23 protein-coding genes and 1 riboswitch are annotated in these 25,462 nt (G+C 36.9%); of the genes, 9 read left to right on the top strand and 14 right to left on the bottom strand.

Annotated features, from left to right (window positions below; genetic code table 11):
• Nucleotides 1-41: 41 nt before the first annotated feature.
• The 7 genes from thiQ to NYR30_RS03915 all read right to left on the bottom strand — a co-directional run bounded on the left by thiQ (nt 42) and on the right by NYR30_RS03915 (nt 7,505).
• Entirely contained in the window at nt 42-704 is a 663-nt protein-coding gene (gene thiQ / locus NYR30_RS03945) for a thiamine ABC transporter ATP-binding protein (protein ID WP_302501974.1), read from the bottom strand.
• On the bottom strand, nt 697-2,292 hold the full coding sequence (gene thiP / locus NYR30_RS03940) for a thiamine/thiamine pyrophosphate ABC transporter permease (RefSeq protein ID WP_302501973.1): 1,596 nt from the start codon (nt 2,290-2,292) through the stop codon (nt 697-699). Before thiP ends, thiQ begins: the two co-directional genes overlap by 8 nt.
• Nucleotides 2,292-3,287, bottom strand: coding sequence for a thiamine ABC transporter substrate binding subunit (thiB, locus tag NYR30_RS03935; RefSeq protein WP_302501972.1), 996 nt, complete (start codon nt 3,285-3,287; stop codon nt 2,292-2,294). Before thiB ends, thiP begins: the two co-directional genes overlap by 1 nt.
• A 49-nt stretch (nt 3,288-3,336) precedes the next feature.
• Nucleotides 3,337-3,442: riboswitch (TPP riboswitch) on the bottom strand.
• 40 nt (nt 3,443-3,482) lie between these two features.
• On the bottom strand, nt 3,483-4,439 hold the full coding sequence (locus NYR30_RS03930; RefSeq protein ID WP_302501969.1) for an AEC family transporter: 957 nt from the start codon (nt 4,437-4,439) through the stop codon (nt 3,483-3,485).
• Nucleotides 4,440-4,617: 178 nt separating this feature from the next.
• On the bottom strand, nt 4,618-5,334 hold the full coding sequence (locus NYR30_RS03925; RefSeq protein ID WP_302501968.1) for a TerC family protein: 717 nt from the start codon (nt 5,332-5,334) through the stop codon (nt 4,618-4,620).
• Nucleotides 5,335-5,386: 52 nt separating this feature from the next.
• Nucleotides 5,387-6,073, bottom strand: coding sequence for a DNA mismatch repair endonuclease MutH (mutH, locus tag NYR30_RS03920; protein WP_302501967.1), 687 nt, complete (start codon nt 6,071-6,073; stop codon nt 5,387-5,389).
• A 463-nt stretch (nt 6,074-6,536) separates the two neighbouring features.
• A complete protein-coding gene (locus NYR30_RS03915) occupies nt 6,537-7,505 on the bottom strand; it encodes an IS30 family transposase (RefSeq protein WP_302501966.1) in 969 nt (322 codons plus the stop codon).
• A gap of 202 nt (nt 7,506-7,707) precedes the next feature.
• Here NYR30_RS03915 and pflA point away from each other — a divergent pair, with 202 nt between their 5' ends.
• The 7 genes from pflA (at nt 7,708) to NYR30_RS03880 (ending at nt 14,342) form a co-directional block, all read left to right on the top strand.
• A complete protein-coding gene (pflA, locus tag NYR30_RS03910) occupies nt 7,708-8,448 on the top strand; it encodes a pyruvate formate lyase 1-activating protein (RefSeq protein WP_302501965.1) in 741 nt (246 codons plus the stop codon).
• A gap of 25 nt (nt 8,449-8,473) precedes the next feature.
• Entirely contained in the window at nt 8,474-9,490 is a 1,017-nt protein-coding gene (galE, locus tag NYR30_RS03905; RefSeq protein WP_302501964.1) for a UDP-glucose 4-epimerase GalE, read from the top strand.
• A gap of 18 nt (nt 9,491-9,508) precedes the next feature.
• Nucleotides 9,509-10,777 carry an AmpG family muropeptide MFS transporter gene (locus NYR30_RS03900; RefSeq protein WP_066421442.1) on the top strand — a complete coding sequence of 423 codons (1,269 nt, stop codon included), beginning with the start codon at nt 9,509-9,511 and terminating at the stop codon, nt 10,775-10,777.
• 73 nt (nt 10,778-10,850) lie between these two features.
• A complete protein-coding gene (adk, locus tag NYR30_RS03895; RefSeq protein WP_066421452.1) occupies nt 10,851-11,495 on the top strand; it encodes an adenylate kinase in 645 nt (214 codons plus the stop codon).
• A 219-nt stretch (nt 11,496-11,714) separates the two neighbouring features.
• Nucleotides 11,715-12,545 (top strand): glycosyltransferase family 8 protein, encoded by an 831-nt coding sequence (locus NYR30_RS03890; protein ID WP_367401235.1) that lies wholly within the window; start codon nt 11,715-11,717, stop codon nt 12,543-12,545.
• Nucleotides 12,546-12,616: 71 nt separating this feature from the next.
• A complete protein-coding gene (locus NYR30_RS03885) occupies nt 12,617-13,270 on the top strand; it encodes an IS1595 family transposase (protein ID WP_115241497.1) in 654 nt (217 codons plus the stop codon).
• Nucleotides 13,200-14,342: a glycosyltransferase family 9 protein gene (locus NYR30_RS03880; protein ID WP_302501962.1), complete on the top strand. Its 1,143-nt coding sequence runs from the start codon at nt 13,200-13,202 to the stop codon at nt 14,340-14,342. Before NYR30_RS03885 ends, NYR30_RS03880 begins: the two co-directional genes overlap by 71 nt.
• 1 nt (nt 14,343) lies before the next feature.
• Here NYR30_RS03880 and bioC read toward each other — a convergent pair whose 3' ends face one another.
• Genes bioC through bioF form a run of 3 tightly spaced genes read right to left on the bottom strand, consistent with a single transcriptional unit; the run spans nt 14,344 to nt 16,918 of the window.
• Entirely contained in the window at nt 14,344-15,099 is a 756-nt protein-coding gene (bioC, locus tag NYR30_RS03875) for a malonyl-ACP O-methyltransferase BioC (protein ID WP_066106228.1), read from the bottom strand.
• The gene (locus NYR30_RS03870; RefSeq protein ID WP_066106225.1) at nt 15,090-15,737 is read right to left on the bottom strand and encodes a DUF452 family protein; all 648 of its coding nucleotides are present in this window, start codon (nt 15,735-15,737) and stop codon (nt 15,090-15,092) included. Before NYR30_RS03870 ends, bioC begins: the two co-directional genes overlap by 10 nt.
• Nucleotides 15,734-16,918 carry an 8-amino-7-oxononanoate synthase gene (gene bioF / locus NYR30_RS03865; RefSeq protein ID WP_066106222.1) on the bottom strand — a complete coding sequence of 395 codons (1,185 nt, stop codon included), beginning with the start codon at nt 16,916-16,918 and terminating at the stop codon, nt 15,734-15,736. The genes NYR30_RS03870 and bioF overlap by 4 nt, the downstream gene beginning before the upstream one ends.
• Nucleotides 16,919-17,247: 329 nt before the next feature.
• Between bioF and vapB the strand changes: the two genes are divergently transcribed.
• Nucleotides 17,248-17,487: a type II toxin-antitoxin system VapB family antitoxin gene (gene vapB / locus NYR30_RS03860; RefSeq protein ID WP_066106219.1), complete on the top strand. Its 240-nt coding sequence runs from the start codon at nt 17,248-17,250 to the stop codon at nt 17,485-17,487.
• On the top strand, nt 17,487-17,888 hold the full coding sequence (vapC, locus tag NYR30_RS03855) for a type II toxin-antitoxin system tRNA(fMet)-specific endonuclease VapC (protein ID WP_066111988.1): 402 nt from the start codon (nt 17,487-17,489) through the stop codon (nt 17,886-17,888). Before vapB ends, vapC begins: the two co-directional genes overlap by 1 nt.
• A gap of 83 nt (nt 17,889-17,971) precedes the next feature.
• Here the strand turns inward: vapC and bioA are convergent, their stop codons facing one another.
• The 4 genes from bioA to lpdA all read right to left on the bottom strand — a co-directional run bounded on the left by bioA (nt 17,972) and on the right by lpdA (nt 25,420).
• Entirely contained in the window at nt 17,972-19,267 is a 1,296-nt protein-coding gene (bioA, locus tag NYR30_RS03850) for an adenosylmethionine--8-amino-7-oxononanoate transaminase (protein WP_066111990.1), read from the bottom strand.
• A gap of 169 nt (nt 19,268-19,436) precedes the next feature.
• Nucleotides 19,437-21,305 carry a peptidylprolyl isomerase gene (gene ppiD, locus NYR30_RS03845; protein ID WP_302501958.1) on the bottom strand — a complete coding sequence of 623 codons (1,869 nt, stop codon included), beginning with the start codon at nt 21,303-21,305 and terminating at the stop codon, nt 19,437-19,439.
• 116 nt (nt 21,306-21,421) lie between these two features.
• Complete coding sequence (gene lon, locus NYR30_RS03840; protein ID WP_302501957.1) at nt 21,422-23,824, bottom strand: endopeptidase La; 2,403 nt, start codon at nt 23,822-23,824, stop codon at nt 21,422-21,424.
• A gap of 171 nt (nt 23,825-23,995) precedes the next feature.
• On the bottom strand, nt 23,996-25,420 hold the full coding sequence (gene lpdA / locus NYR30_RS03835) for a dihydrolipoyl dehydrogenase (protein ID WP_066106205.1): 1,425 nt from the start codon (nt 25,418-25,420) through the stop codon (nt 23,996-23,998).
• Nucleotides 25,421-25,462: the final 42 nt, after the last annotated feature.

The raw sequence follows: 25,462 nt of genomic DNA, 5'->3' as shown, positions 1-25,462 counted from the left end.
ATTAATCGCAAAGTTCAACTTTGCTAACAAAGTGCCATATTCTAGCGACTGTTTTCCCGATCTACCAAATAATTTTCAGAAATCGTACCATTATCAATCCGAATTACCCGATCCATAATATGAATAACTTCACTTAATTGATGAGTCACCAGTAATAAGCACAACTTTTTCTCTGTACAAATTTGATTCACTAACACCAACATCTCTTGCCGTAACTCAGGATCAAGCGCAGAAAACGGTTCATCTAACAATAAAATCGGACGATTACGCAATAATGTTCTCGCTAAGGCAACACGCTGTTTTTGCCCGCCAGATAAGGTTTCTGGCAAACGCTTTAAATACTCTTGCAAACCAACCTGCTCCGCCACTTGTTCAATAGCTTTCTGTTCTTGTTGATTAAGTGATAAACTTGGTTTTAAACCTAATGCAATATTCTCTGCTACGGTAAGATGATTGAATAAATTATTATCCTGAAATAGCATCGAAATCGGGCGTTGATGCGGCTCTGTTGTCGTATGATTTACACCATCAAGCCAAATTTCCCCTTGTGCAACCTGCTCAAAACCAGCAATTAAATTAAGCAATGTCGATTTTCCTGCACCACTGGCACCTATTACCGCCGTTTTTTCACCTGCAGCTAACTTTAGGTTAAACTCCATTGGCATTGGTGGATAAACATATTTCACTTGTTTGAGATTAATCATTGCCTTTGCTCTGTTCCGTAAATAAGAAAATTAAGAAATAAAAAACCAATAAAATCATTGCTGTCACTGCAGCACCATCATGCTGGTAATGCCCTAATTGTCGGTACAATAATAGTGGCAAAGAAGTAAAACTATCATTACCAAATAAGGCGATTGCAGTAAAATCACCTAATGAAATAGCCGCTGCTAAGGCAAAGGCTGAACGCAATGGCTTTAATAATGTTGCCTTTTCAATAATTCGCCAGCGCTGCCAACCACGAATATTCAGTGATAAACATAAACGCTGATAATTGAGCACATTGTTATAAAACGCCGGTGTTAACAGTTGTAAAGCAAATGGCATTGCTACTAACGCATTACACAAAGCCACCAACAAAAATAACATCACAATATCCGCATCAATTTGCCCTAATAATAAAAACAATCCGGTGGCTAAAACTAAAGTTGGAATCGCTAAAATAATAGTGCCAATATTTAATAACAGCTGGCTACTCGCCTGTTTTCCTCGCCAATAAAGTTGCCGAGTTGTTAGTAATAAAGCCACTGCTAACATAATACAAAATATCGCTGCAGTAGGAGCTAATAACAGCGAAAACATGATCGCTTGCCATAATTCAGCTTGCAGTAATTGCTGCCAGAATTGACGAGCGTTTAATCCCGCAATCAAGGTTTCTAATAATGGACTAACAATAAATAACGTCGCTATCAGTAGCACTAATCCATGCCACAGGCGCTGCCAGCGAGATAACGGCACTCGCCATTGTTGTTCACTGACATTCCCGATCTGTTGATAACGAGCAAAACGGCTATTAATCGTAAATAACAGAAAACAGAATACAAACTGCAAAATAGCTAATAACGCCGCAGTTTCAATCTCAAAATCAAAAGTAATTGCTTGATAAATCGCCACTTCTAAGGTGGTATATTTTGGTCCACCACCTAGCGTTAATACGATTGTAAAACTGGTAAAACAGAGCAAAAAGATTAAGCCAAATAAACTGAAACAGATTGGGCGTAAAAAAGGTAACTCTACCCAACGGAAAAAATGCCAGCCACGTAGATTTAATTGTGCGGCTAGTTTAAATTGGGCAGGAGAAAGTTGTTGTAAACGTTGATGTAATACCTTAGCACTTAACGGAATATTAAAAAATAAATGGGCTAATAGAATTCCTGTTAAGCCATAAATATCAGGTAATTGTAATTGGAATTGGCGTAAAACTTGGTTAATCCAGCCATTAAACCCATAAATTCCTAAAATGCCAAATACTGCCACTAATGCAGGTAACACATAAGTGAGTGAAAAGATTTTTAGTAGGATATTTTTTCCAGAAAACTCTAAGTAAAATAAGGCTCTGGCAACAAGTAATCCTAAAATAACCGACAAAAATGAGGATAACCCTGCCTGATAAAAACTAAAATAGATAACTTGGTGTAAATATTCATTGGTCAATAAACCTACCCATTGAGATAAAGCGCTTTGTTGCAATAATTGCCAAAGGCTGCCGCCATAAATGGCAGCAAGCACACATAAAACACTAAATCCCGATAATAGGTAGGAAGATTGCCTAAGCCAACGCACGAACTTCATTATTTAGATAAAGCATTTTGCCAAGTCGCTAGCCATGCTTTCGTTTGTTGGTGTGTTATTTTCGAAGTATCAATCGTTTTTTCAGATAATAGTTGTTGGCGTAATTGATCATAATGAGGCTCAATCGGCGAATCAGTTACTGCAAACATCACATTACTTTGGCTAATAATTTTTTGTGCTTCCGGACTAATTAAGAATTGTAGGAATTGATCCGCAAGTTTCGCCTGTTTACTTGCTTTTAATTTAGCCGCCACTTCAATTTGTAAGATATTTCCTTCACTAAATACTGTTGCAGCGTAATGATCATTTTGTTCATTTAATAGATGGTATAAAGGTGAGGTACGATAACTCAATACCAAATCGCCTTCTCCTTTTAAGAAAGCGCCGTATGTATCACTCCAACCTTTCCCCACAGTTACAGTATGCTGAGCAAGTTGCTGCCAAGCTTGAGCGACTTGATCTTGTGGATACACTTGATTCATCCAAAGCAATAAGCCACGCCCTACGGAGCTAGTACGAGGATCTTGATAAATCACCCGTAAATCTTTTCTTTCAACTAACTCTTTTAAGGTTGTTGGTGGTGTTGTTAATTTTGTTTTGTCATAAATAAAAGCATAGCTACCAAAGTCATACGGAATATAGGTATTACTTGTCCACTGCATCGGGAGTTTTAAACTAGACGCATCTACTGAAGTCGCTGCAAATAATTTAGATTGTTCTGCCGCTTCTAATAAACTTTGGTCCAAACCTAATGCAATATCCGCTTTACTGTTCTTTCCTTCTAAACGTAAGCGATTAAACATAGTAACGCTACTATCAAATGCGACAAATTTCAGATCACATTGGCACTGTTTTTCAAAAAGTTGTTCTAACTTTGGGCCTGGTCCCCATTCGGAAGAGAAAGAATCGTAGGTATAAACATTTAAGGTAGTTGGTGTGGCAAATGAAACAGTGCTTACGGTTAAAGCACTGGCAAAGATAACTTTTTTTAACATGATTGGTTTCCTATTTCATAACATAACTGCAATGAACAGGATTTTGAATAGCTTGATGCTTCTCAAATCCCTCCGCTGCGACTAATCAGTTCAGGTTCGACGGGTATTATCTCAGCTCCATTATTATTCTTAATGGTGCACCCCGTTGAGAACGGGCATTACTATACGAGATCAGCGTAGATTACACAATAAAAATCACATCCAATTTAATTGTTTAAGAATCACAATACCAATCGCTGAACTGACAATAGAACCCAATGTTGTAATCCCAATAATATTCGCCGCTGTTTTTGCATTACCGCCCATACTGCGTACCATTGGATAACTTGCTGCTGCAACTGGCGTTGCCGACATTAAGAAAATTACACCTAAACCAATACCTGTTAGCCCAAATAGACGAGCGACAATCACCAAAATAAAAGGCGCAATTAAAATACGTCCGATACTGGATTGAAAAGCCAATTTTGAGGAGGGGTCTAAACCTTTAAAATCTAAGCTAGCACCAGTACAAAGTAACGCTAGAGGTAGCGTCATTCGTGATAAATAATCGCCTGTACTCATTAATGATTTTGGAATTGAAAAACCAAACTTACTGATAATTAATGCCACAACGATAGACAAGATTAATGGATTCTTCGCAATTTGTTTCGCAATATGTAATACACTTGGTTTACCCGTTGTTGAAAGTGAACGGCTTAGGGTAATTACGGCTAAAATATTATAGAGGATGGTAATCAATGCGGTATAAACCGAAGCGGAAGCAATTCCCTCTGTGCCATAGGCATTCGCACATAATGATAGACCAATAATCCCAGTATTACCTCGGAAAACACCTTGTACAAAAGTTCCTCTTTCTCGTATATCCGCCACATAACGAGCCGCAAACAACTCGGCTAAAAGAAACGTAATTAAACAGCCAACATACCCTGCCACAATAATTTGTAATTGAGCACCATAATCTGTTGGGTGTTGCACAATACTTAAAAACAGCAATGCCGGTAAAGTGATATTGAAAACCAACTTTGAACCTTGTTGGCAAAATTGATCATTAATCATACCGATACGGCGTAAATAGATCCCCAAAAACAACATCAAGATATTGGGTAAGGTAACACTAACCGAGAATGAAATAGAACTAAGGAAGCCATCCATTATGATATTTCCTTGTTAATACATTGTTAAAATTAATATGCTAGAAAAATTTTAGAAAAAAGAAAAGAGATAGGAAGAAGATAAAAGCTGCATCTCTTAACTTAGATAATCACCTATGTTATCACTATCGAAATGCAGCTTGAATTGGAAAATAACGATTAGTTAAATAATTATTATCTTATTTTTTTAAATGCTGACGCATTCTCAAATTAATCATCTCAACACAAACTGAGAAGCCCATTGCAAAATAGATATAACCTTTCGGAATGTGGAATGATAAACCTTCACCAATTAAGGATACCCCAATTAAAATTAAGAAAGAGAGTGCAAGAATTTTTAAGGTTGGGTGGGCTTCAACAAAGTCGCCAATTGGTTTAGACGCTATCATCATTACGCCAACCGCTAAAATAATCGCAATAATCATTACCTCAACATGATTCGCCATACCGACCGCAGTAATTACTGAGTCTAAAGAGAACACAATATCTAATAAAGCAATTTGAATTAATACAGCTAAGAAGCTCACTTTTTTTGGTGTTTTTTCTTCTTGTGTCGCACTTTCTTCCATACTATGGTGGATCTCTAAAGTACTTTTCACCAACAAGAACAAACCTCCTAATAATAGGATAAGATCACGACCCGAAATTTGATAATCTGCTACTGAAAACAGTGGCTCTGTTAAACGCATAATCCACGCTAAAGAAAGCAACAGCAGAATACGAGTTCCCATCGCAAGACCTAAACCTAAAATACGTCCCGATTGACGTTGGTTAGCAGGTAAGCGTCCTACGAGAATACTGATAAAAATAATATTATCAATCCCTAAAACAATCTCTAATGCCGTTAAGGTAAATAAAGCAACCCATGCTTCCGGGCTACTAATCCACTCCAACATAACTACTCCTCTAAATAATCAAACTCAATGTAAAAGTGCCATACTATAACGGCTAATCCAACGAAAAGGAATATTTTCCCCGCTGAAAATTGTGCAAAATCTGTGCGGTAAAATTTTTCCGCAAATAAAAACCTAACGGCAATGTATCAATGACCTCACCCTGTTTGCCAATGCCTTTAGTTAATACTTTACTGTTGGCACCTTTCGGACGTAATTGCAGCACCTCGCCAATCCGCGCAGTAATTTTTTTCACATCTCCCAATACAATCAATTCCATCAACTCTTCCCAATCCTGCCGTAACTGATTTTCTTCCTCAATTGATGGCTGCCACAAAATAGGTTGACCGACACGTCGTTCACGCAATGGAATGGTGCGTTCGCCTTCTACTGGAATCCACAATACTTTTGATAATTTGTAACGTACATGAGAACATTCCCATACAATGCCATGATTATCTGTTAATGGTGCTAAACAAACGAAAGTCGTTTCTAGCGGTTCACCATAGCGATTAATCGGGATAGTTTTTAACTCAATGCCCAATTTGGCAAAATCCTGTTCCGGCTTACTGCCCGCTTGTGCACCTAATGCACATTCAATCAAAGTACCAACCCATCCTTTATCTCGTCGTAAATTTTCCGGCACAGGTTGCCCTAATTGTTGCGCAATATCAGCCAGCGTTCTCCCCGCTAATTGATATGCTCGCTCCATTAATTGTTGTTCTGTTATTGGTGGTTTCATCACCACTCCTTATTAAAAGCTCAAAAAATAACCAGCATTTTTTCAATTTTCTATTTTTTCAACAGAATTTTATAACTATATGATTTTACAAGATTTTTATTTTTATCAATGTCTAAAAAAACAACAGAAAATAAATTATACGTGAATTTACGCCTATTCAATCACAATTTTATCCACAATTTCTCTGAATAACTCACACCCTGAATAAATAAACAGTATTGATTTTTTTAAATTTAACAATTGATTAAAAACAAAAAGACATTTTATTAAATTTTTATCTGCTTTCATGATGTGAAGAGATATTTTTTAAACAATTAGCCAAAATCAGTGGAAAAAATTTTTTCTTTAAAAATCAAAAACAAAAATAGCACTTTCATTTATCCACACAATTTAAACCACAAAATTCCACAAAGTTATCCACAATTGATATGGCAGTTAAATTTTATTTTTTCACCTTGAATTGTCAAATCAAGTGCAACACTTTATCAAAATAGACCTCATAAGGTGTTTTCCAATTTAAACATTTACGTGGTCGGTGATTAAGTTTATCGACCGCCGCCTGTATCTGAGCCGCTGAAACGAACGTCATATCCATGCCTTTCGAGAAATACTGTCGCAACAACCCGTTAGAATTTTCATTCGTTCCCCGCTGCCAAGGCTGATGTGGCGGAGGAAAATAAAATTCAACATTCAGTGCTGATGTTACCTGTTGATGCTTGGCAAATTCCTTTCCTCTATCAGGCGTAATGCTCTTGAGTGGTTGATTTCTCAATACTGTTTCCATCGCCTTAACCACCTCTTCCGATTTTTTTGAAGATAACTTCATCGCAATCAGAAAGCGACTGCGTCTATCATTCAACGTCAGCAAACAGGCTTTACCAAACTGCCCTGATACCGTATCCGCTTCCCAATCGCCCAAGCGGCTTCGCTCATTGGCTTCCTGTGGACGTTGGTTTAACTCGTGGCTAATAATAATTTTGCCTCGTTTTTCCACACTGTTTGCACGATGACGCCGCTTGCCTTTATGGCGCAGATACCGTTTAGCTGTTCTACGAGCGTTATCAAACAGGCAGTCATTTATCGCCCGATAGATTGTCGTAAAACTAATTTGATACGGGCTATTTTCTTGCTTCAATCGTTGCGAAATCTGCTCGGGCGACCAGTTATCCACGATGAACTTCTGCTTTACCAACTCAAACAAGGCGGCGTTTTTTAGCTTCTTGTTCGGCTTACACTTAGCGCGTTTCTGCTGATAACGTTGTTGAGCCAACTGGGCAGTATAGCCGCACCTTGAGCAGCGTTTTAACTCTCTTGAAATCGTGGATTTATGTCGTTTGAGTGCAACGGCAATAGCGCCAATCGTGTGTCCCAATGCGTGAAAAATCATTATCTTTTCACGCTCATCTATTGTAAGATGGCGATAAGTGTTCATAAGTTTTTGTCCTTAATTTTTTCGAAAAATAAATTATAGCGGATTTCCTTATGAACACTTTTTTTATTTGTTGCACTTAGATTGTAAATTCAAGACTGAAAACAATTCCTGTCGAGTTTTACAACAAATTCAGTTAAAATTAAAAAAATTTTGAAGGCTTACTTTTCTCTATAATTATAAGGACTATAAGGCAGTTAAATATATGTCAACAATTGGAAGAATTCATTCATTTGAGTCGTGCGGTACCGTTGATGGACCGGGAATTCGTTTTATTCTATTTATGCAAGGCTGTTTAATGCGTTGCAAATATTGCCATAATCGTGACACATGGGATCTCCATGGCGGCAAAGATATTACCGTTGAAGAATTAATGAAAGAGGTGGTGACATATCGTCACTTTATGAACGCTTCTGGTGGTGGCGTAACTGCTTCCGGTGGTGAAGCAATTTTACAAGCGGAATTTGTACGTGATTGGTTCCGAGCCTGTAAAGAACAAGGCATTAACACCTGTTTAGATACCAATGGTTTTGTGCGTCATTATGACCATGTCATTGATGAATTATTAGATGTAACCGATCTAGTATTGCTCGACTTAAAACAACTTGATGACACTATTCACCAAAACCTTATCGGGGTTCCTAATAAACGCACTCTTGAATTTGCCAAATATTTAGAAAAACGCAACCAAAAAACCTGGATTCGTTATGTGGTTGTGCCAGGTTATACCGATGATGAACATTCTGTACAACTGCTTGGCGAATTTATTAAGGATATGAAAAATATCGAAAAAGTTGAGTTACTTCCTTATCACCAACTTGGTAAGCATAAATGGGAAACGCTCGGCTTAAAATATGAACTCGAAGATGTTAAGCCACCAAAAAAAGAGTCATTAGAGAAAATTAAGGCTCAATTAGAAACATTTGGTTTAACAGTAAAATTCTAATTTACTTAGCTTAAAGGAGGCTAATATGGCTGTATTGGTTACAGGCGGCGCAGGATATATCGGTTCACATACAGTAGTGGAACTATTAAATGCTAATAAAGAGGTTATTGTGTTAGATAACCTTTGCAATTCATCAGCAAAATCACTCGATCGTGTCAAACAAATCACCGGAAAATCAGTTACTTTTTATCAAGGTGATGTACTTGATCGTGCATTACTAAAACGTATTTTTGCTGAGCATAAAATCGAATCAGTAATTCATTTTGCTGGTTTAAAAGCGGTTGGCGAAAGTGTGGCAAAACCAATCGAATATTATCGTAACAATGTTGAAGGATCACTTACTTTATTAGATGAAATGCGTCAAGCTGGCGTCTTTAACTTTGTATTTAGTTCTTCAGCGACAGTTTATGGTGATCCAGAAATTATTCCAATTACTGAATCTTGCAAAGTTGGCGGTACTACCAACCCTTACGGCACCTCTAAATTTATGGTTGAACGTATCATTATGGACGTAGTGAAAGCAATCCCACAATTCAGTATGACGATCTTACGTTATTTCAACCCAGTTGGTGCACACGAAAGCGGTTTAATTGGCGAAGACCCAAACGGTATTCCAAACAACCTGCTACCTTATATTAGCCAAGTGGCCATTGGTAAATTACCACAACTTTCTATCTTTGGTAACGACTACCCAACGCACGATGGTACAGGCGTTCGTGATTATATTCACGTAGTTGATTTAGCGATCGGTCATTTAAAAGCATTAGCTCGCCACGAAAATGATGCCGGCTTACATATCTATAATTTAGGTACAGGCACAGGTTATTCTGTTTTAGATATGGTTCACGCCTTTGAAAAAGTGAATAATATTAAAATTCCATATCGTTTAACTGATCGTCGTCCGGGCGATATTGCTACCTGCTACTCTGATCCATCACTTGCCTTAAAAGAGCTTGGTTGGAAAACCGAACGTGGCTTAGAACAAATGATGAAAGATACATGGAATTGGCAAAAAAATAACCCTAACGGTTATCGTGATTAATTCACTAAGGAACAACTAATGCCAGTAAATACCTCTCTGATGCAGCAAATCTTTAGTCGAAATATGCTTATTTGTGTATTTACTGGTTTTAGTTCTGGTTTACCGCTTTATATTTTAGTCAGTCTCATTCCTTATTGGCTAAGAACGGAACATATCGATCTTAAAACTATCGGACTCTTTACTTTAATCGGCTTACCTTATACATGGAAATTTCTCTGGTCGCCAGCATTAGACCGTTTTGTTTTACCCTTTCTTGGGCGACGACGGGGATGGACGCTTGTTTTACAGCTATTATTAGTGTTCTCTCTGGCAGGTTTTGCTTGGCTAGAACCACAACAAAATATTTCCACTATCGCCGCTCTTGCCACTATTGTTGCATTTTTCTCTGCTTCACAAGATATTGTATTAGACGCTTATCGTCGTGAAATTTTAACAGATCAAGAACTGGGTTTAGGTAACTCTATTCATGTCAACGCCTACCGTTTGGCAGGATTAATTCCCGGATCACTTTCTATTTTCTTAACTGCTTATTACAGTTGGCAGACCGTTTTTATTATTACCGCTCTCTTTATGCTGCCTGGCATACTAGCCACATTGCTTATTGCATGGGAACCTCAAGTAACAGTGCAATCACGCAGCTTGAAAGACAATATCATCAATCCATTTGTGGAATTCTATCAACGTAAGGGGGCAAAAGGGATGCTAACCGTTTTAGCCTTTATGTGCCTGTATAAATTAGGTGATACGATGGCAACCGCATTGATGACACCTTTTTATGTGGATATGGGTTATAGCAGCACTGATATTGCACTAGTCGCTAAAAATGCAGGATTATGGCCAATGATTATCGCTAGTTTAGTCGGTGGCGTAATTATGCTGAAAATAGGGATTAATCGGGCGTTATGGCTATTTGGTTTGGTGCAAATTGTTACTATTTTGGGCTTTGCTTGGCTAGCCAGTTTTGGCAAATTTACGCAAGTAGGCACTTTTGAATTAATAGCATTAGCAGTCGTGGTGAGTGGTGAATATATCGGCGTCGGTTTAGGCACATCCGCCTTTGTAGCTTTTATGGCTCGTGAAACCAATCCGCTTTATACCGCTACCCAACTCGCTTTATTTACCAGCTTAGCAGCACTACCTCGCACATTGCTCGGTTCTAGTGCTGGTTGGTTAATTGAACAATTAGGTTATTATCATTTCTATTGGCTCTGTTTCTTCTTAGCCGTACCGGGAATGATCTGCCTATTTTGGGTTGCTCCTTACAAAGATTCAGCAACAAAACAATAAATTTAAGTTTTGGCTTGAGTTTACTAACACATATAGGTAAGGTACTTATATTTTTGACACAATGAGGTATTTTATGAAAATTATTCTTTTAGGCGCACCGGGTGCAGGAAAAGGTACGCAAGCACAATTTATTATGAACAAATATGGTATCCCACAAATTTCTACTGGGGATATGTTACGTGCTGCGATCAAAGCAGGTACTGAATTAGGCAAAAAAGCGAAAGTATTAATGGACGCTGGACAATTGGTGCCAGATGATTTAATTATTGCCTTAGTAAAAGATCGTGTTGCTCAAGACGATTGTGCAAAAGGTTTCTTATTAGATGGTTTCCCTCGCACCATTCCACAAGCCGACGCATTAAAAGCAGCAGGGATTGCGATTGACTTCGTTTTAGAGTTTGATGTGCCTGATGAAGTGATCGTAGAACGTATGAGCGGTCGTCGTGTACACCCAGCTTCAGGACGCAGCTATCATATCGTTTACAACCCACCAAAAGTCGAAGGTAAAGATGATGTTACTGGTGAAGATTTAATTATTCGTGCTGATGATAAACCTGAAACCGTATTAGATCGTTTAAAAGTTTACCACTCTACTACTAAACCATTAGTAGATTACTACAGTAAAGAAGCAGCAGCAGGAAAAACACAATATTTCCGCCTAGACGGTACTTTACCAGTAGAACAAGTAAGCCAAAAACTTGCAGAGATTTTGGGTTAGTTTTCACATACTAGTAATAATCCTCCCCTGGAGGATTATTATTTTTTTATTGTCTAACATATTTAACTTAAAGAGTTATGAACAATCCTGAAATAATTAATATTTGTTACGCATGTGATGAAAATTATGCACGCTATATGGCTATTTCTATGATGTCCATTGAGCGATATACCACTACCCCAATCCATTTTTATGTATTACATTCAGATATTACCCTAAATTCCCAAAAAAATAATTAAAGAAGCTTTATCTTCAGAAATAACTTTTATTCAGGTAAACATTGAAGAATTTTCTGGTTTTTCTCTTACAATTCCTTCCATTACAATCACAACTTATTTTAGATTAAATATTGCACAATATTTATCTTCTGTAGAAAAAGTAATTTATATTGATGTAGATACAATTATTACAAATGATATCACTGCTCTTTGGAATACCCCATTACATAATAAATCAATCGCTGCAGTTTATGATCATTTATTAGAATTAGTTCAGGGGGGGGGGGGGAATAACACATATAAAAATAAGATAGGCGTTAAAGATCCTCATATTTATTTTAATGCTGGAGTACTACTAATTAATCTCAAAAAGTTTTCGCAAAAATCCTCCCCGATAAGAATTAAGAACTACCTAAGTAATTTTGGAACTGCACTGGAATTTCAAGATCAAGATATATTAAATTTTCTTTTTGAAAATGACGTTTATTATTTAAATCCAAGATTTAATTTTATGTATTCATTAACTGATACATTAAAGAAAATTGATGTAAAAAAATTTAATATAGATAGTTCTATTGCCATATTAAAAATGCCAAAATTTATTGTCCATTTTGCCGGAGGTACAAAAGCCTGGCATTTAGAGTCTCTTAAAAAAGAGACTTTTTTATATGACTATTTATATCGTCATTCTCCGTGGAAACACATCCCCCTAAAATCAAGAAAAAAACGCTCAGCGATTGGATTATTGTGGTATAAAATACGTCGTTATCTACCAAGCTATATCTATCATCTTTATTACCATTTCAACTTTGATAAAGCTAAGGAAAAATAATGAATTTAGTAAAATCGATCATTAAAAAACTAGGGGCTGAAGTAGATTAGCACTTATGCTAAGCTACAAAAATGAAGATAACCAATTGTAAACTAAAGAAATCTATACAAAGAAAACTGCTTGAATTTTTTGTATTAGAAGTAACAGCACGATCAGCAGCAGATTTGCTTGGCATTCAAGCCAATACTGCCATCTTGTTTTATCGAAAAATTCGTCTCGTTATCAGCCATCATTTAGCACTACAAGCACATGAACTTTTCGATGGCGAAGTAGAGTTAGATGAAAGCTATTTTGGTGGTGTGCGAAAAGGGAAAAGAGGTCGGGGTGCAGCTGGTAAAATGGTGGTGTTTGGCATGCTTAAACGCCATGGAAAAGTTTACACAGTAACTGTACAAAACACTAAGACTGATACCTTACTTACTGTTATTAAAAAGAAAATACAACCAGATAGCATTGTTTATACAGATTGTTATCATAGCTATGATGTGCTAGATGTTAGTGAGTTTACGCATTATAGAATTAACCACAGTACTCATTTTGCTGAGCGGCGAAATCACATTAATGGGATAGAGAATTTTTGGAATCAAGCAAAGCGTGTGCTAAGAAAGTATAATGGAATTGATCGAAAATCTTTCCCTCTTTTTTTGAAAGAATGTGAGTTTCGTTTCAATTATGGGACACCATCTCAACAGCTCAAAATCCTGCGGAAATGGTGTCAGATTTAACGCTAATCTACTTCAGCCCCAAAAACTATTTATTCTGCCTTTCGCATATAAACAAAAGGCAAAAAATTTCGATTTTTATCAGGTAAATTCCATTTTAATTCGCCCAACTGGTTATGCTTTAGGTGACTCTGTTGTTAATAACGCTTATATAACACAGTTAAGAACGATCTATCCAAATGCTCGTCTTGGTATGATTGTTACCAAAAATAGTCGCACAATCTATGCATTAAATCCTGAAATTAATGAATTAGTAGAGAAGAAATTCTTATCTTTTATCAAGCAAAGAAAACGTTGGGATATTTTATTAGATATGCCTGACGCCTTTAATACCTCAACTGTTATCCTAGATAAGATCTTATCCCCTAAATTTACGATTATTTTTGATAAGAAATATAAACCCGTTTTAAATACGCAAGAAATTCACAATTTTGATATTCAAACTACTGAATTAGAAAATTGCCACACTATCGACTTTATTAGTCATTCAATTTTTAAAAATTATTTCTCTATCCCTGAAGGAAAATGTGAATTATCTTTGCCAATAAAGCAGACTTCACAGGTGGCATCTTTATGGGCGAAAGATAAAATAAGAATATTAATTGCCCCACAAGGCAGTAAACGTATTGTTCCTGCAAATGAAATTGCCAATCTACTAAAAAATCTTGATAAAACTTTGATTAATCATCTCGATATTTTGGTCAACGTTTCTGCAGATTGTGCTGACGAATATATGAAAATATTAACTGCGGCAGAGATTCAACCGCTTTCAATTAAATTAATGCCAAGTATGCCTCTTAACCAATACTTGGAACTTATACAATCAAGTGATTTAGTGATTGCAGTTGATAGTGGTTCGGTTCATCTTGCCTGTGCGTTGAATAAACCATTGCTCTGCTTTTATGCAAACTTCCCGAAAAATATCGCAAGATGGTTTGCAAAACCTAATAACAATGTTCCATTTATCGCAAATATTCCTGCAACACCTGGCACAAGTGCTAATGACACTTTTGGCTTTGAGCTTACTGAATCTATTATATGGCTAAATCAACAATTACATTCGTTGATAAAATAAGTCATTTAACAGCCACCACATACAACGGACAGTAAGTCAAACTTACCTGTCCGTTTTTATTACTAAAACGATCTTGGTACTCTGCAACAAAGCGTTGTAATTTCTGTTTTGTCCAGAACTGTTTTTGTGTAGCAGTAACGCCGGTATTACGTAAATGTTGCAAAACCGCTAGAGGTGAAGGAAAACTCAGTTGAATGGTTTCAACCGACAGATGTTGAATCGTAAAAGAAGACTTTAACCACTGTTGCCATTGTTCAACTTGCGGATACACTAAACCAATCCCCGTTAGTTCTCTAATCTCAGATAAATTGTCTGGAGCAAAACTATTGAATAATAAAGTTCCATATGCTTTAAGTTGGGTGGCACAACGTTGTAAGAATTGCGGTTTGTCTTCTAACCATTGCACTGTCGAAGCCGAAGCAATCAAGTCAAACTTTTCGCTTAAAGGTAACTGTTCAATATCTCCCTCAATAAATTGCCAGTGTGCTTGTTTTCTTAACAAATCTGTAATCGATTCACTTTGATAGAGATCGTTTAAATAAAAGCGTTCCACCGTTGCATAATCCAGTAAACGAGCGGTGAAATCGCCTGTACCACAACCAATTTCCAATATCTGCTGAAAATGCCGACGCTCAGTTTTCGCTAATAGTTGGATTAAGTGCTGGTTAATTTGTTGTTGAGCAAGTGCATTTTGCGGATAACTAGCTTGTGCAGCCGCAAAGCGATTTTTTATTTGGTTTTTATTGATTAACGCCATAAATCTTGCCAATTTTGTAAATATGGGAATAGATAATGCCCTGCTGCAATCATTTGAATCTGACAACGAGTTTGCCAATAGGCTTGCTGATTTTCTACGGGAAAAATTCTGTCTTGCGATCCAATCCACGCAATATCCCAATGAAACTCTTTTTTCGGTGGTATTTCACAAATACATTGCGATAAATAGGATAATTCCTGATAAATATTATCAAACTCACGATAATCAGCTAATGACTGATATTCCGCTAATAACGTCCTACTTTGACACATACGACGCTCGAATTTATGGCGATTAGATTGATCGAGTCCAGTCAATGTGCCATCAAAAATGGCTTCAGGAATACCAAATTGATCGTGACGTGGATAACTTGTACCATTAATTGCTATAGCTTTTGTGAGTTGCACATTTTGCATTACTTGTTCCGCCACCCAAACCCCCATTGACCAAGCTACTAGATAAATATTTTGGTAAGGCGAAAAATCAAACTCTAATGCAAGATCTTGGTAATCATAGCAAATCAATACATCATATTTATTAACATTATCCAAATGTTGCACCACGCTTGGCGGCGTTCCCCAACCCGCAAAATAAACGATTAAATCTGTACATCCTTGTTTGTTATATTGTAATTTCATTCCAGATTCTCCATTCTCTGTTGCTGTACTACTCGCAATACCTCAATTAATTGGGTCAATTCTTCATCAATGATTGCTGCGGTTAAGGAAAAACGAATCCTTGCCGTTCCTTTTGGTACTGTTGGCGGACGAATTGGTAACGCATATAAACCGTTCTGTTGTAATTGAGTGGCAATTATTACTGTTTGCTGATTATCGCCAATAATATAAGGCACGACATTGGTGCTGCTCGGCATTGGTTGCCCTAACTCTTGCTGAATAAAATAGCGTAACCTTTGGCTTAATTGAGCTAAATGTTCACGTTGCGATTGTAATTGTGGTAACTGCTGCCATAAAAAATTTGTCCAAGCAACATTGAAAGGCGGTAACGCAGTGGAAAAAATCAGCGGTCGCATCGTATTAATCAGATAGTCTTTAATCACTTGATCGCAAACAACATACGCTCCCATTGAAGCTAGGGCTTTACCAAAAGTCCCAACTAAAAAATCAATTTCAGCAATACAATTTTGTTGTTCAGCAATTCCTAAGCCATTTTTACCAAATACTCCAACAGCGTGAGCTTCATCAACATAGAGCAATACATTTTGATATTGCCGTTTTAGTTGGATTAGTGTGGCTAAATCAGCAATATCACCATCCATACTAAATACACTTTCGGTCACAATAATGATGCGTTCATATCGTGACGCCTGTTTCGCTAGAATATCGGCAAGATGTTGATAATCGTTATGGCGATAACGTAACCATTTACACTCTGCTAAACGAATACCATCAATTAAGCTAGCGTGAACCAATTTATCCGCCACAATCAGCGTATTGCGATCTGCCACCGCTGGCAAAATCCCAATATTAGCGTGATAACCGCTATTGAATAGCAAACAGGCTTCACGCTGAAAGTCATTAGCAATGCGTTGTTCCAATTCTGCATAAATTGGAAAATTGCCTGTCAGCAACCGAGAAGATGAGCTGGTTAAAGGTATTTCGCTATCTTTGATCTGTGATAAAAACGCTGCCAATAATTGGTTATCCGCCGCTAAGCCTAAATAGTCATTAGAAGAAAGATTAAGCAATCTTTGTTCATTCTGTTCTATCCATTTTCCTGAATGGCTAATCTCTGGGAACGCTCGTTTTTGTCCTATCTCGGAAAGTTGTTGTAGTTTTGTTTTAAATGATGAGTACATAAGATTTTATTTAATTGTAGAAGATCAGATTTAATCTGAAAAATCACTCAAAAATGAGAATTTCATGTTTAAAATATAAGTGCAAAATTCAATCTCAATAAAAAAGAAACGTTTGTGCTTTATTCTACACTTTATTACCGAATAATTAGAAGCTATTAGTTGTCTTATCACTCATAGTCCTATACCAGATAAATGATATTGTGATCACCAATTAAAAGTAGGCTATGCCACAAGAAAGCCTAAAGTGAACAATATAAAATAAGAAATGATTTACAGATATCAAAAAATCTGTAGTATATACAAAAAATATATACAAAAAGGAGATGGTTATGACTATAGTAACTGCAACAGTTTTTATGAATAATAAAAGTCAAGCGATTAGAATCCCTAAAATCGCAGAATTACCAAACACCACAAAAAAAGTGAATATTATCATTCAAGGCAATACTCGTATTATCACACCATTAAATAATGTTTGGGATAGTTGGTTTTATGATGGGAATACAGTATCTGATGATTTCATGTTAGATAGAGAACAACCACAAATGCAGGAAAGGGAGTCATTCTAATGTTAAAGTATATGTTAGATACTAATATTGCCATTTTTATAATAAAAAATAAGCCTGAACATTTGTTACCAATATTTAATGAAAATCAAGCAATGATTTGTATAAGCTCCATTACTTTAATGGAGCTTATTTATGGTGCTGAAAAGAGTGCAAAAGTAGCGCAAAATTTATCAGTTATTGAATCATTTTGTTCAAGATTAACTGTTCTAGATTATGATGAGGGAGCCGCATATCATAGTGGTCAAATAAGAGCTGAATTGGCTAAAATTGGGCAGCCTATTGGTCCATATGATGCGATGATTGCTGGGCATGCAAGAAGTTTAGGCTTAACCGTTGTGACAAATAATGTCAAAGAATTTGCCAAAGTAAATGGTTTAAGAGTAATAGACTGGAGTAAATAAATTGTAGAAGATCAAACTCAATCTGACAGTCCCTATTTAAAATTATAGTGCTAGTCAGATTAAATCTGAGCTTCTACAACTAATTATGATCCAAGTTGATACTCTTGTTTTATTGCTTGCAACATTCCCTTAATTAGCTTATCTAGTTCCTTATCGCTAATAATAAACGGTGGCATTACATAAACTAGCTTACCAAATGGGCGCAACCAGACACCTTGTTCAACAAAACGAGGCTGTAATGTCGCCATATTAACTGGCTGCTTCATTTCAATGACACCGATCGCTCCTAATACTCTGACTTCTTGCACACAATGCCAATCTTTGGCAACAGCTAATCCTTGTTTTAATTGCTGCTCAATACGCTGCACTTTCGCTTGCCAATCACTTTCTAATAATAGTTTGATTGAAGCATTGGCGATTGCACACGCTAAGGGGTTACCCATAAAAGTTGGACCATGCATAAAGCATTGCGCTTCACCTGAGCAGATGATTTCTGCTACTTTTTCACTAGTAATAGTTGCTGATAACGTTAAATAACCGCCTGTAAGCGCTTTTCCTAAACAGATAATATCTGGGATCACATTGGCGTGCTGATAAGCAAATAGTTTTCCAGTTCGCCCAAATCCTGTAGCGATTTCATCAAAAATTAATAGCACACCATATTGCTCACATAGAGCTTTCGCCTTTTGTAAATAAATTGGGGAATAGAAATACATACCACCTGCACCTTGTACGACTGGTTCTAAAATCAATCCAGCTAAATTTTGATGATGTTTTTCAAGCAGATCTTGTAGTGGTGCAATCGACGCTTCATTCCACTCTTCACCAAATTTCACGCTCGGTTGTGGTAAAAAATATTGAATAGGTAAACTTTTACTAAATAATGAGTGCATTCCAGTAATAGGATCGCAAACAGACATTGCGTGCCAAGTATCACCATGATAACCAGAACGAATTGTGGCAAATTGGTAGCGTTGGCTTTCACCTTTCGCTTGTTGATATTGAATCGCCATTTTCATTGCCACTTCAACAGCGACAGAACCGCTATCAGCAAAAAAGATTTTATTTAGCTCTGGTGGAAAAATATTTAATAGCGTTTGTGCTAATTGCACCGCTGGTTCGTGAGTAAAACCGCCAAACATAATATGGCTCATTTTACTTAATTGTTGCTCTGCTGCCTGATTTAATACTGGATGGTTATAACCATGCAATGCAGCCCACCAAGATGACATACCATCTATTAATTGACGTCCATCTTTTAAGGTAATAATCACGCCGTCGGCTCGCTCAACGGGATAGATGGTTGGAGGATTAATGATAGAAGTATAAGGGTGCCAGATATTTTCTCGGTCAATGGTAAGTAGATTGTCTAAATTCATAATTATGTTAAGAGTTATGGATATTTTTTATTAGATTGTGTGCAAATACACTAAAGGGTATGTAGGTTTAAATCTACCCAAATCAAAAAGCTAATTAAAAGATACACTTGGTAAATAATTAAAAGCTCCGCAATTTACGGAGCTTTCATATTGATATTAACTATCTCAATTACTGATCTTGTAATTGATCTAACATCTCTTGATTCACTTCTACTTTTGCTTTTTCTCTTAACGCTTTTAATAAAGTAGATTGCAAATCATTTTGACGAATTTGCATTAATTGAGTAACAAACGCTTGCTCTTGCTCTGGTGAAAGTTGTCCATCTTCCACTTTATCTAAAGCAATGACCACGATATCGCCATTATCTTCTGCGCCAACATGATAAGTCGGTTTATTATCCGCTGGTTTTGGCATTGCAAAAATTTGCTTATCTAAAGTTGGATTTTTGCTTTCTGCATAAACCGTTGTTAAATCTTGTTTAAACTCTACTGCTGAGGTATCGCCAGCTTGTAACTTCGCAACTAAGGCTTTTACTCGTTCTAACTCGATTTTTTCCGCTTTTTGGCGTTGTAATAAGGTTACAATTTGTGGTTTTGCTTCTGCTAAAGATTTAGTACCTGCCGCTTTATAGTCCATCACTCTGAACATTACGCTATGATTTTCACCAACGCTAATCATTGATGAATTCATACCACCTTGCACTAAATCAGGGCTAAAGATTTCACTCACTACATTGCTGAAATTTAATGCAGCTGGTACATCATCACGTGCAAAGTAATCGGTTTCTTTAACTGTTAAATTACCCTCTTTTGCCGCTGCTGCTAAACCACTTTGATCTTCAAAGCCTTTATCTGCCACTACTTTTTCAACACTAAAATATTGGCGTGTAGCTAAATCTTGACGCACTAAATCAGCAATTTTGTTTTTCACTTGTTCTAGTGGTAACACTTTTGCTTCTTTACGATCCAATACTTTAATAATGTGATATTTGCCATCTACTTTTGTTGGTTGGCTATAAGCACCTACTGCTGTCGCATCAGCTGCTGTTTCAAACGCTTTTGGTAATTGTCCTGGCACTACCCAGCTTAAATCACCGCCATTCACTGCAGTTAATTTATCAATCGAATATTTTTTCGCTAATTGTTCAAAGTTTTCACCTTGTTGTAATTTTTGATAAATATCTTTTGCTTCTGCTTCTGTAGCGACTTGAATATGTTCAAGATGTTGGCTAGCTTGCCCCATAAATTGCGCTTTATTGTCTTGATAATATTGCGCAATTTCCACATCACTAACTTGTAGATTCTTCGCCAAATCATCTTTATTTAAATCAATATATTGCACTTTTACTAATTCAGGTGTCGCAAAAGCTGCTTTATGCTGATTGTAATAATTTTCAACTTCTTGATCTGAAATGACTTGTTTTTCTGCTATTGGTGCAATTGGGAAAGTGGCTAAACGAATAGTACGTTTTTGGAAAAATAACTTCACAAATTGTTGCTGTTGTTCTGCAGTTAAGAACTCTGTTCCTAACAATGAATTCATTAATTGCGACATAACTAAATCTTGGCGCACAAAATTTGCATACTGCTCTGAAGTTAAATTATTGCTCGTTAATAATTGTTGATAAAGCGCATTATCAAATTTGCCGTCTTTTTGGAAATTTGGATTCATCACAATCGCTTGTTTTACCGCTTCATCACCAACACCTAAATTTAACTCATCAATATATTGGCGTAATAACTCTTCATTAATTAAACGTTCCAATACTGATTTACGCAAACCATTGATAAATTCTGCTGAATCTGCCACAGCAGCAAATTTATCACCCATTTGCATTGCTAATTGTTGATATTGCGCTTGGTATTGTTGTTGGAATAATTGTTGAGAAATTTCAACACCATTCACTGTCGCTGCGGATGTATTTTGACGTGAAATTAAATAGCCGGCAACGCCACTCAATACAAACGAAACGGCAATTACCCCCATTAATACTTTCCAGACAACACTATTTGTGTATCCGCGCAGTTTCTCCATCATAGTGAGATTTTCCTTATATGAATAAAAGACAATAATGTGCGAAATTATATAGAAAAGTTGCTTCTACTGCACCTATTAAAAAGCTGGTTGCTTTATTTCAACCAGCTTTTTGTCATTTAATTAACCGTTGAGGTGACACTTTTAGTGGTACGCTTCTTTGGTTTGGCAAGATCCTTAATAACCTCGATTCCCACCGGTGGTTTTTCCAACGCCAAAGCTAACACTTCATCAATCGTTTCAACCGGACAAATATCCAAAGCTGCTTTCGCATTTTCTGGAATTTCCTCTAGATCTTTCACATTATCTTTCGGAATCAAGACACGTTTAATTCCACCACGATGCGCAGCTAATAATTTCTCTTTTAAGCCACCAATTGGTAACACTTTACCACGTAAGGTAATTTCGCCTGTCATCGCTACATCAGCTCGAACCGGATTACCTGTTAAGCAAGAAACTAACGCGGTACACATTGCAATCCCTGCACTCGGACCATCTTTTGGTGTTGCTCCTTCTGGTACGTGAATATGAATATCACGTTTCTCGTAGAAATCAGGACTAATACCTAATTGTTCCGCTCTTGCACGTACCACTGTCATTGCAGCTTGGATGGACTCTTTCATTACATCACCAAGTGAACCAGTGTAGTTAAGTTTACCTTTACCTGATACTGAAGCTGATTCAATCGTTAATAAATCACCACCAACTTCTGTCCAAGCTAATCCAGTCACTTCACCAATACGATTTTGGTTATCTGCTTTACCATATTCAAAACGTCTAACGCCTAGGTAATCGTGTAGATTACTGCTATCAACAACAACCTGCTTCAAACTCTTATCAAGCAACAAACTCTTCACAGCTTTACGACAAATTTTAGAAATTTCACGTTCCAAACTACGCACACCAGCTTCACGAGTGTAATAGCGAATAATGTCCAGAATAGCTTCTTCTTTAAGAACTAATTCTTTCTCTTTCAAACCATTACGTTCAATTTGTTTCTTCAATAAATGGCGAGTAGCAATATTTAACTTTTCATCTTCGGTATAGCCAGAAAGGCGAATAACTTCCATACGGTCAAGTAATGGACCAGGGATATTCATTGAATTTGAGGTAGCTACAAACATCACATCAGAAAGATCATAATCCACTTCAAGATAGTGATCGCTGAAAGTATTATTTTGTTCTGGATCTAACACTTCCAATAATGCAGATGCCGGGTCACCACGCATATCCGCACCTAATTTATCAATTTCATCTAACAAGAAGAGCGGATTTTTTACGCCTACTTTTGCCATATTTTGAATAAGTTTACCCGGTAATGCTCCGATATAAGTACGACGGTGACCTCGAATTTCCGCTTCATCACGTACCCCACCTAATGCCATACGCACATATTTACGACCTGTTGCTTGGGCAATAGATTGACCTAATGAGGTTTTACCTACCCCTGGAGGTCCAACAAGGCACAAAATCGGTCCACGCATTTGATTGGTACGAGTCTGTACGGCTAAATACTCTAAAATGCGCTCTTTAACACGCTCTAGGCCATAATGATCATTATTTAAAACTTCTTCCGCTTGTTTTAAATCTTTTTTCACTTTGGTGCGCTTATGCCATGGTACTTGCACCATCCAATCAATATAACTACGCACAACTGTTGCTTCCGCTGACATTGGTGACATCATTTTTAATTTTTGTAATTCTGCTTCCGCTTTTTCTTCAACGGTTTTTGGCATTTTGGCATCGGCAATTTTTTTCTTTAATTGCTGAATTTCATTTTCAACACCTTCTACTTCACCAAGCTCTTTTTGAATTGCTTTAATTTGCTCATTGAGGTAATAATCGCGTTGATTTTTCTCCATTTGTTTCTTCACACGATCACGGATTTTCTTATCAATACTGTTAATTTCCATTTCAGTTTGAATTAACCCGATCAATGCTTCAAAACGTTTTAACACATCAGCTTCTTCCAATAAGCTTTGTTTTTTCTCAATACTTAACGGCATATTACCTGCTAAGGTATCAGCCAATTTCTCTGGCGCATCAATATCTTTTAACGCTGCCAACACTTCCGGTTTCATTTTATTGTGTTGCTGGGTTGAGAATTTGTCTAATTCGGTTAACACTGTATTTTGGATAACATTTAACTCTTGTTGGTTGTCAATAATTTCTGGAATTTCAGTAACTAACGCAGAAAAGTATTCATCATCTGCAAAATGTTCTATCTTCGCTCTGCTTTTCCCTTCAACTAAAACTTTTACTGTACCATCTGGTAATTTCAATAATTGTAAAATCGTTGCAATGGTACCAACTTGATAAATATCTTCTGCTCTTGGTTCTTCTAGATTTGCTTCTTTTTGCGTAACAAGTAAAACATCTCTACCACTTTCCATTGCCTCATCGAGACTACGAATTGATTTTGCTCGTCCAACATAAAGTGGCATCACAATATGAGGGAAAACAACGACATCTCGTAATGGTAAGACAGGAATTTGTTTTGTATCTGATAATTCTTTATTCATATTCTTCTTCTCTTGTCTATTGCACGGAATTCGAGGTATATGGGGGAGCTTTTGTTAATCTCAAGAGCTCTACTTCATTTTCGCGAGAAATAAGTAAAAAATCTGCACTCCAACTTTCGCTAAAGTGCAGACTTTTAGATTGTATTACGAAAAAACTAATTTGCTAACAAATTATTTTTTCTTTTTCGCTTTTGCGTTTGGTAAGTCAGTTACAGTACCTTCAAATACTTCTGCAGCAAGACCAACTGATTCATGTAAGGTTGGGTGAGCATGGATAGTTAATGCTAAGTCTTCAGCATCACAGCCCATTTCAATCGCTAAGCCGATTTCACCTAACAATTCACCACCGTTAGTACCAACAATTGCACCACCAATCACACGATGAGTATTCTTATCAAAGATAAGTTTAGTCATACCATCTGAACAGTCAGATGCAATTGCACGACCTGATGCTGCCCATGGGAAAGTTGCCACTTCGTAAGCAATACCTTCTGCTTTACACTCTTTCTCAGTTTTACCAACCCAAGCTACTTCTGGTTCAGTATAAGCAATTGATGGAATTACTTTCGGATCGAAGTAGTGTTTTTGTCCTGCGATAACTTCAGCAGCAACGTGACCTTCGTGAACACCTTTGTGAGCTAACATTGGCTGACCAACGATATCACCGATAGCAAAGATATGAGGAACGTTTGTACGCATTTGTTTATCTGTACGGATAAAGCCGCGTTCATCTACTTCCACACCAGCAACATGTGCATCAATTAATTTACCATTTGGTGTACGACCAATAGCCACTAACACTGCATCATAACGGCGAGTTTCGTTTGCACCTTTACCTTCCATAGAAACATAAATACCGTCTTCTTTTGCTTCAACAGCAGTTACTTTAGTTTCTAATAATAAGTTGAATTTCTTCTCAATACGTTTAGTAAAGATCTTCACAACATCTTTATCAGCAGCTGGAATCACTTGATCAAACATTTCCACAACATCAATTTGTGAACCAAGTGCATGATAAACAGTTCCCATTTCAAGACCGATGATACCACCGCCCATAATTAATAATTTTTCTGGAACTTCTTTAAGTTTCAACGCATCAGTAGAATCCCAAACACGCGGATCATCATGTGGAATAAATGGTAATTGAATTGGACGAGAACCTGCCGCAATAATCGCATTATCAAAGGTAATTTTGGTTTCGCCATCTTCACCAGCAACAATAATGCTGTTGGCGCTAGCAAATTTACCATAACCATTAACAATTTGAACTTTACGCATTTTCGCCATACCAGCTAAACCGCCAGTTAATTGGCTAATTACTTTCTCTTTCCAACCACGAATTTTTTCAATGTCTGTTTTTGGTTCGCCAAAAACAATACCGTGTTGTGCTAAAGATTTTGCTTCTTCAATAACTTTAGCTACATGCAATAATGCTTTAGACGGGATACAACCAACATTTAAACAAACCCCACCTAAGGTTGAGAAACGTTCAATAATTACAGTTTCCAAACCTAAGTCCGCACAACGGAATGCAGCAGAGTATCCTGCAGGACCAGCACCTAATACGACCACTTGTGTCTTAATTTCTTTATTCATGTTAAGCCTCGTTTTTCCCTTTTCTAACATCTTATCGTTAGA

Source organism: Gallibacterium salpingitidis (genome assembly GCF_030517105.1).
In the GTDB taxonomy this organism is placed as follows: domain Bacteria; phylum Pseudomonadota; class Gammaproteobacteria; order Enterobacterales; family Pasteurellaceae; genus Gallibacterium; species Gallibacterium salpingitidis.
This window is presented reverse-complemented; position numbering and strand designations above follow the sequence as displayed.

Excerpts from the sequence above, each read along its gene's own strand:
- NYR30_RS03930 (WP_302501969.1), bottom strand. The coding sequence starts at position 4,439 with ATGGATGGCTTCCTTAGTTCTATTTCATTCTCGGTTAGTGTTACCTTA.
- NYR30_RS03870 (WP_066106225.1), bottom strand. The coding sequence starts at position 15,737 with ATGAAATTACAATATAACAAACAAGGATGTACAGATTTAATCGTTTAT.
- pflA (WP_302501965.1), top strand. The coding sequence starts at position 7,708 with ATGTCAACAATTGGAAGAATTCATTCATTTGAGTCGTGCGGTACCGTT.
- bioA (WP_066111990.1), bottom strand. The coding sequence starts at position 19,267 with ATGAATTTAGACAATCTACTTACCATTGACCGAGAAAATATCTGGCAC.
- NYR30_RS03900 (WP_066421442.1), top strand. The coding sequence starts at position 9,509 with ATGCCAGTAAATACCTCTCTGATGCAGCAAATCTTTAGTCGAAATATG.
- ppiD (WP_302501958.1), bottom strand. The coding sequence starts at position 21,305 with ATGATGGAGAAACTGCGCGGATACACAAATAGTGTTGTCTGGAAAGTA.
- thiB (WP_302501972.1), bottom strand. The coding sequence starts at position 3,287 with ATGTTAAAAAAAGTTATCTTTGCCAGTGCTTTAACCGTAAGCACTGTT.
- bioC (WP_066106228.1), bottom strand. The coding sequence starts at position 15,099 with ATGGCGTTAATCAATAAAAACCAAATAAAAAATCGCTTTGCGGCTGCA.
- adk (WP_066421452.1), top strand. The coding sequence starts at position 10,851 with ATGAAAATTATTCTTTTAGGCGCACCGGGTGCAGGAAAAGGTACGCAA.
- lon (WP_302501957.1), bottom strand. The coding sequence starts at position 23,824 with ATGAATAAAGAATTATCAGATACAAAACAAATTCCTGTCTTACCATTA.
- galE (WP_302501964.1), top strand. The coding sequence starts at position 8,474 with ATGGCTGTATTGGTTACAGGCGGCGCAGGATATATCGGTTCACATACA.
- bioF (WP_066106222.1), bottom strand. The coding sequence starts at position 16,918 with ATGTACTCATCATTTAAAACAAAACTACAACAACTTTCCGAGATAGGA.
- vapC (WP_066111988.1), top strand. The coding sequence starts at position 17,487 with ATGTTAAAGTATATGTTAGATACTAATATTGCCATTTTTATAATAAAA.
- NYR30_RS03915 (WP_302501966.1), bottom strand. The coding sequence starts at position 7,505 with ATGAACACTTATCGCCATCTTACAATAGATGAGCGTGAAAAGATAATG.
- thiQ (WP_302501974.1), bottom strand. The coding sequence starts at position 704 with ATGATTAATCTCAAACAAGTGAAATATGTTTATCCACCAATGCCAATG.
- NYR30_RS03925 (WP_302501968.1), bottom strand. The coding sequence starts at position 5,334 with ATGTTGGAGTGGATTAGTAGCCCGGAAGCATGGGTTGCTTTATTTACC.
- lpdA (WP_066106205.1), bottom strand. The coding sequence starts at position 25,420 with ATGAATAAAGAAATTAAGACACAAGTGGTCGTATTAGGTGCTGGTCCT.
- vapB (WP_066106219.1), top strand. The coding sequence starts at position 17,248 with ATGACTATAGTAACTGCAACAGTTTTTATGAATAATAAAAGTCAAGCG.
- NYR30_RS03885 (WP_115241497.1), top strand. The coding sequence starts at position 12,617 with ATGAAGATAACCAATTGTAAACTAAAGAAATCTATACAAAGAAAACTG.
- thiP (WP_302501973.1), bottom strand. The coding sequence starts at position 2,292 with ATGAAGTTCGTGCGTTGGCTTAGGCAATCTTCCTACCTATTATCGGGA.
- mutH (WP_302501967.1), bottom strand. The coding sequence starts at position 6,073 with ATGAAACCACCAATAACAGAACAACAATTAATGGAGCGAGCATATCAA.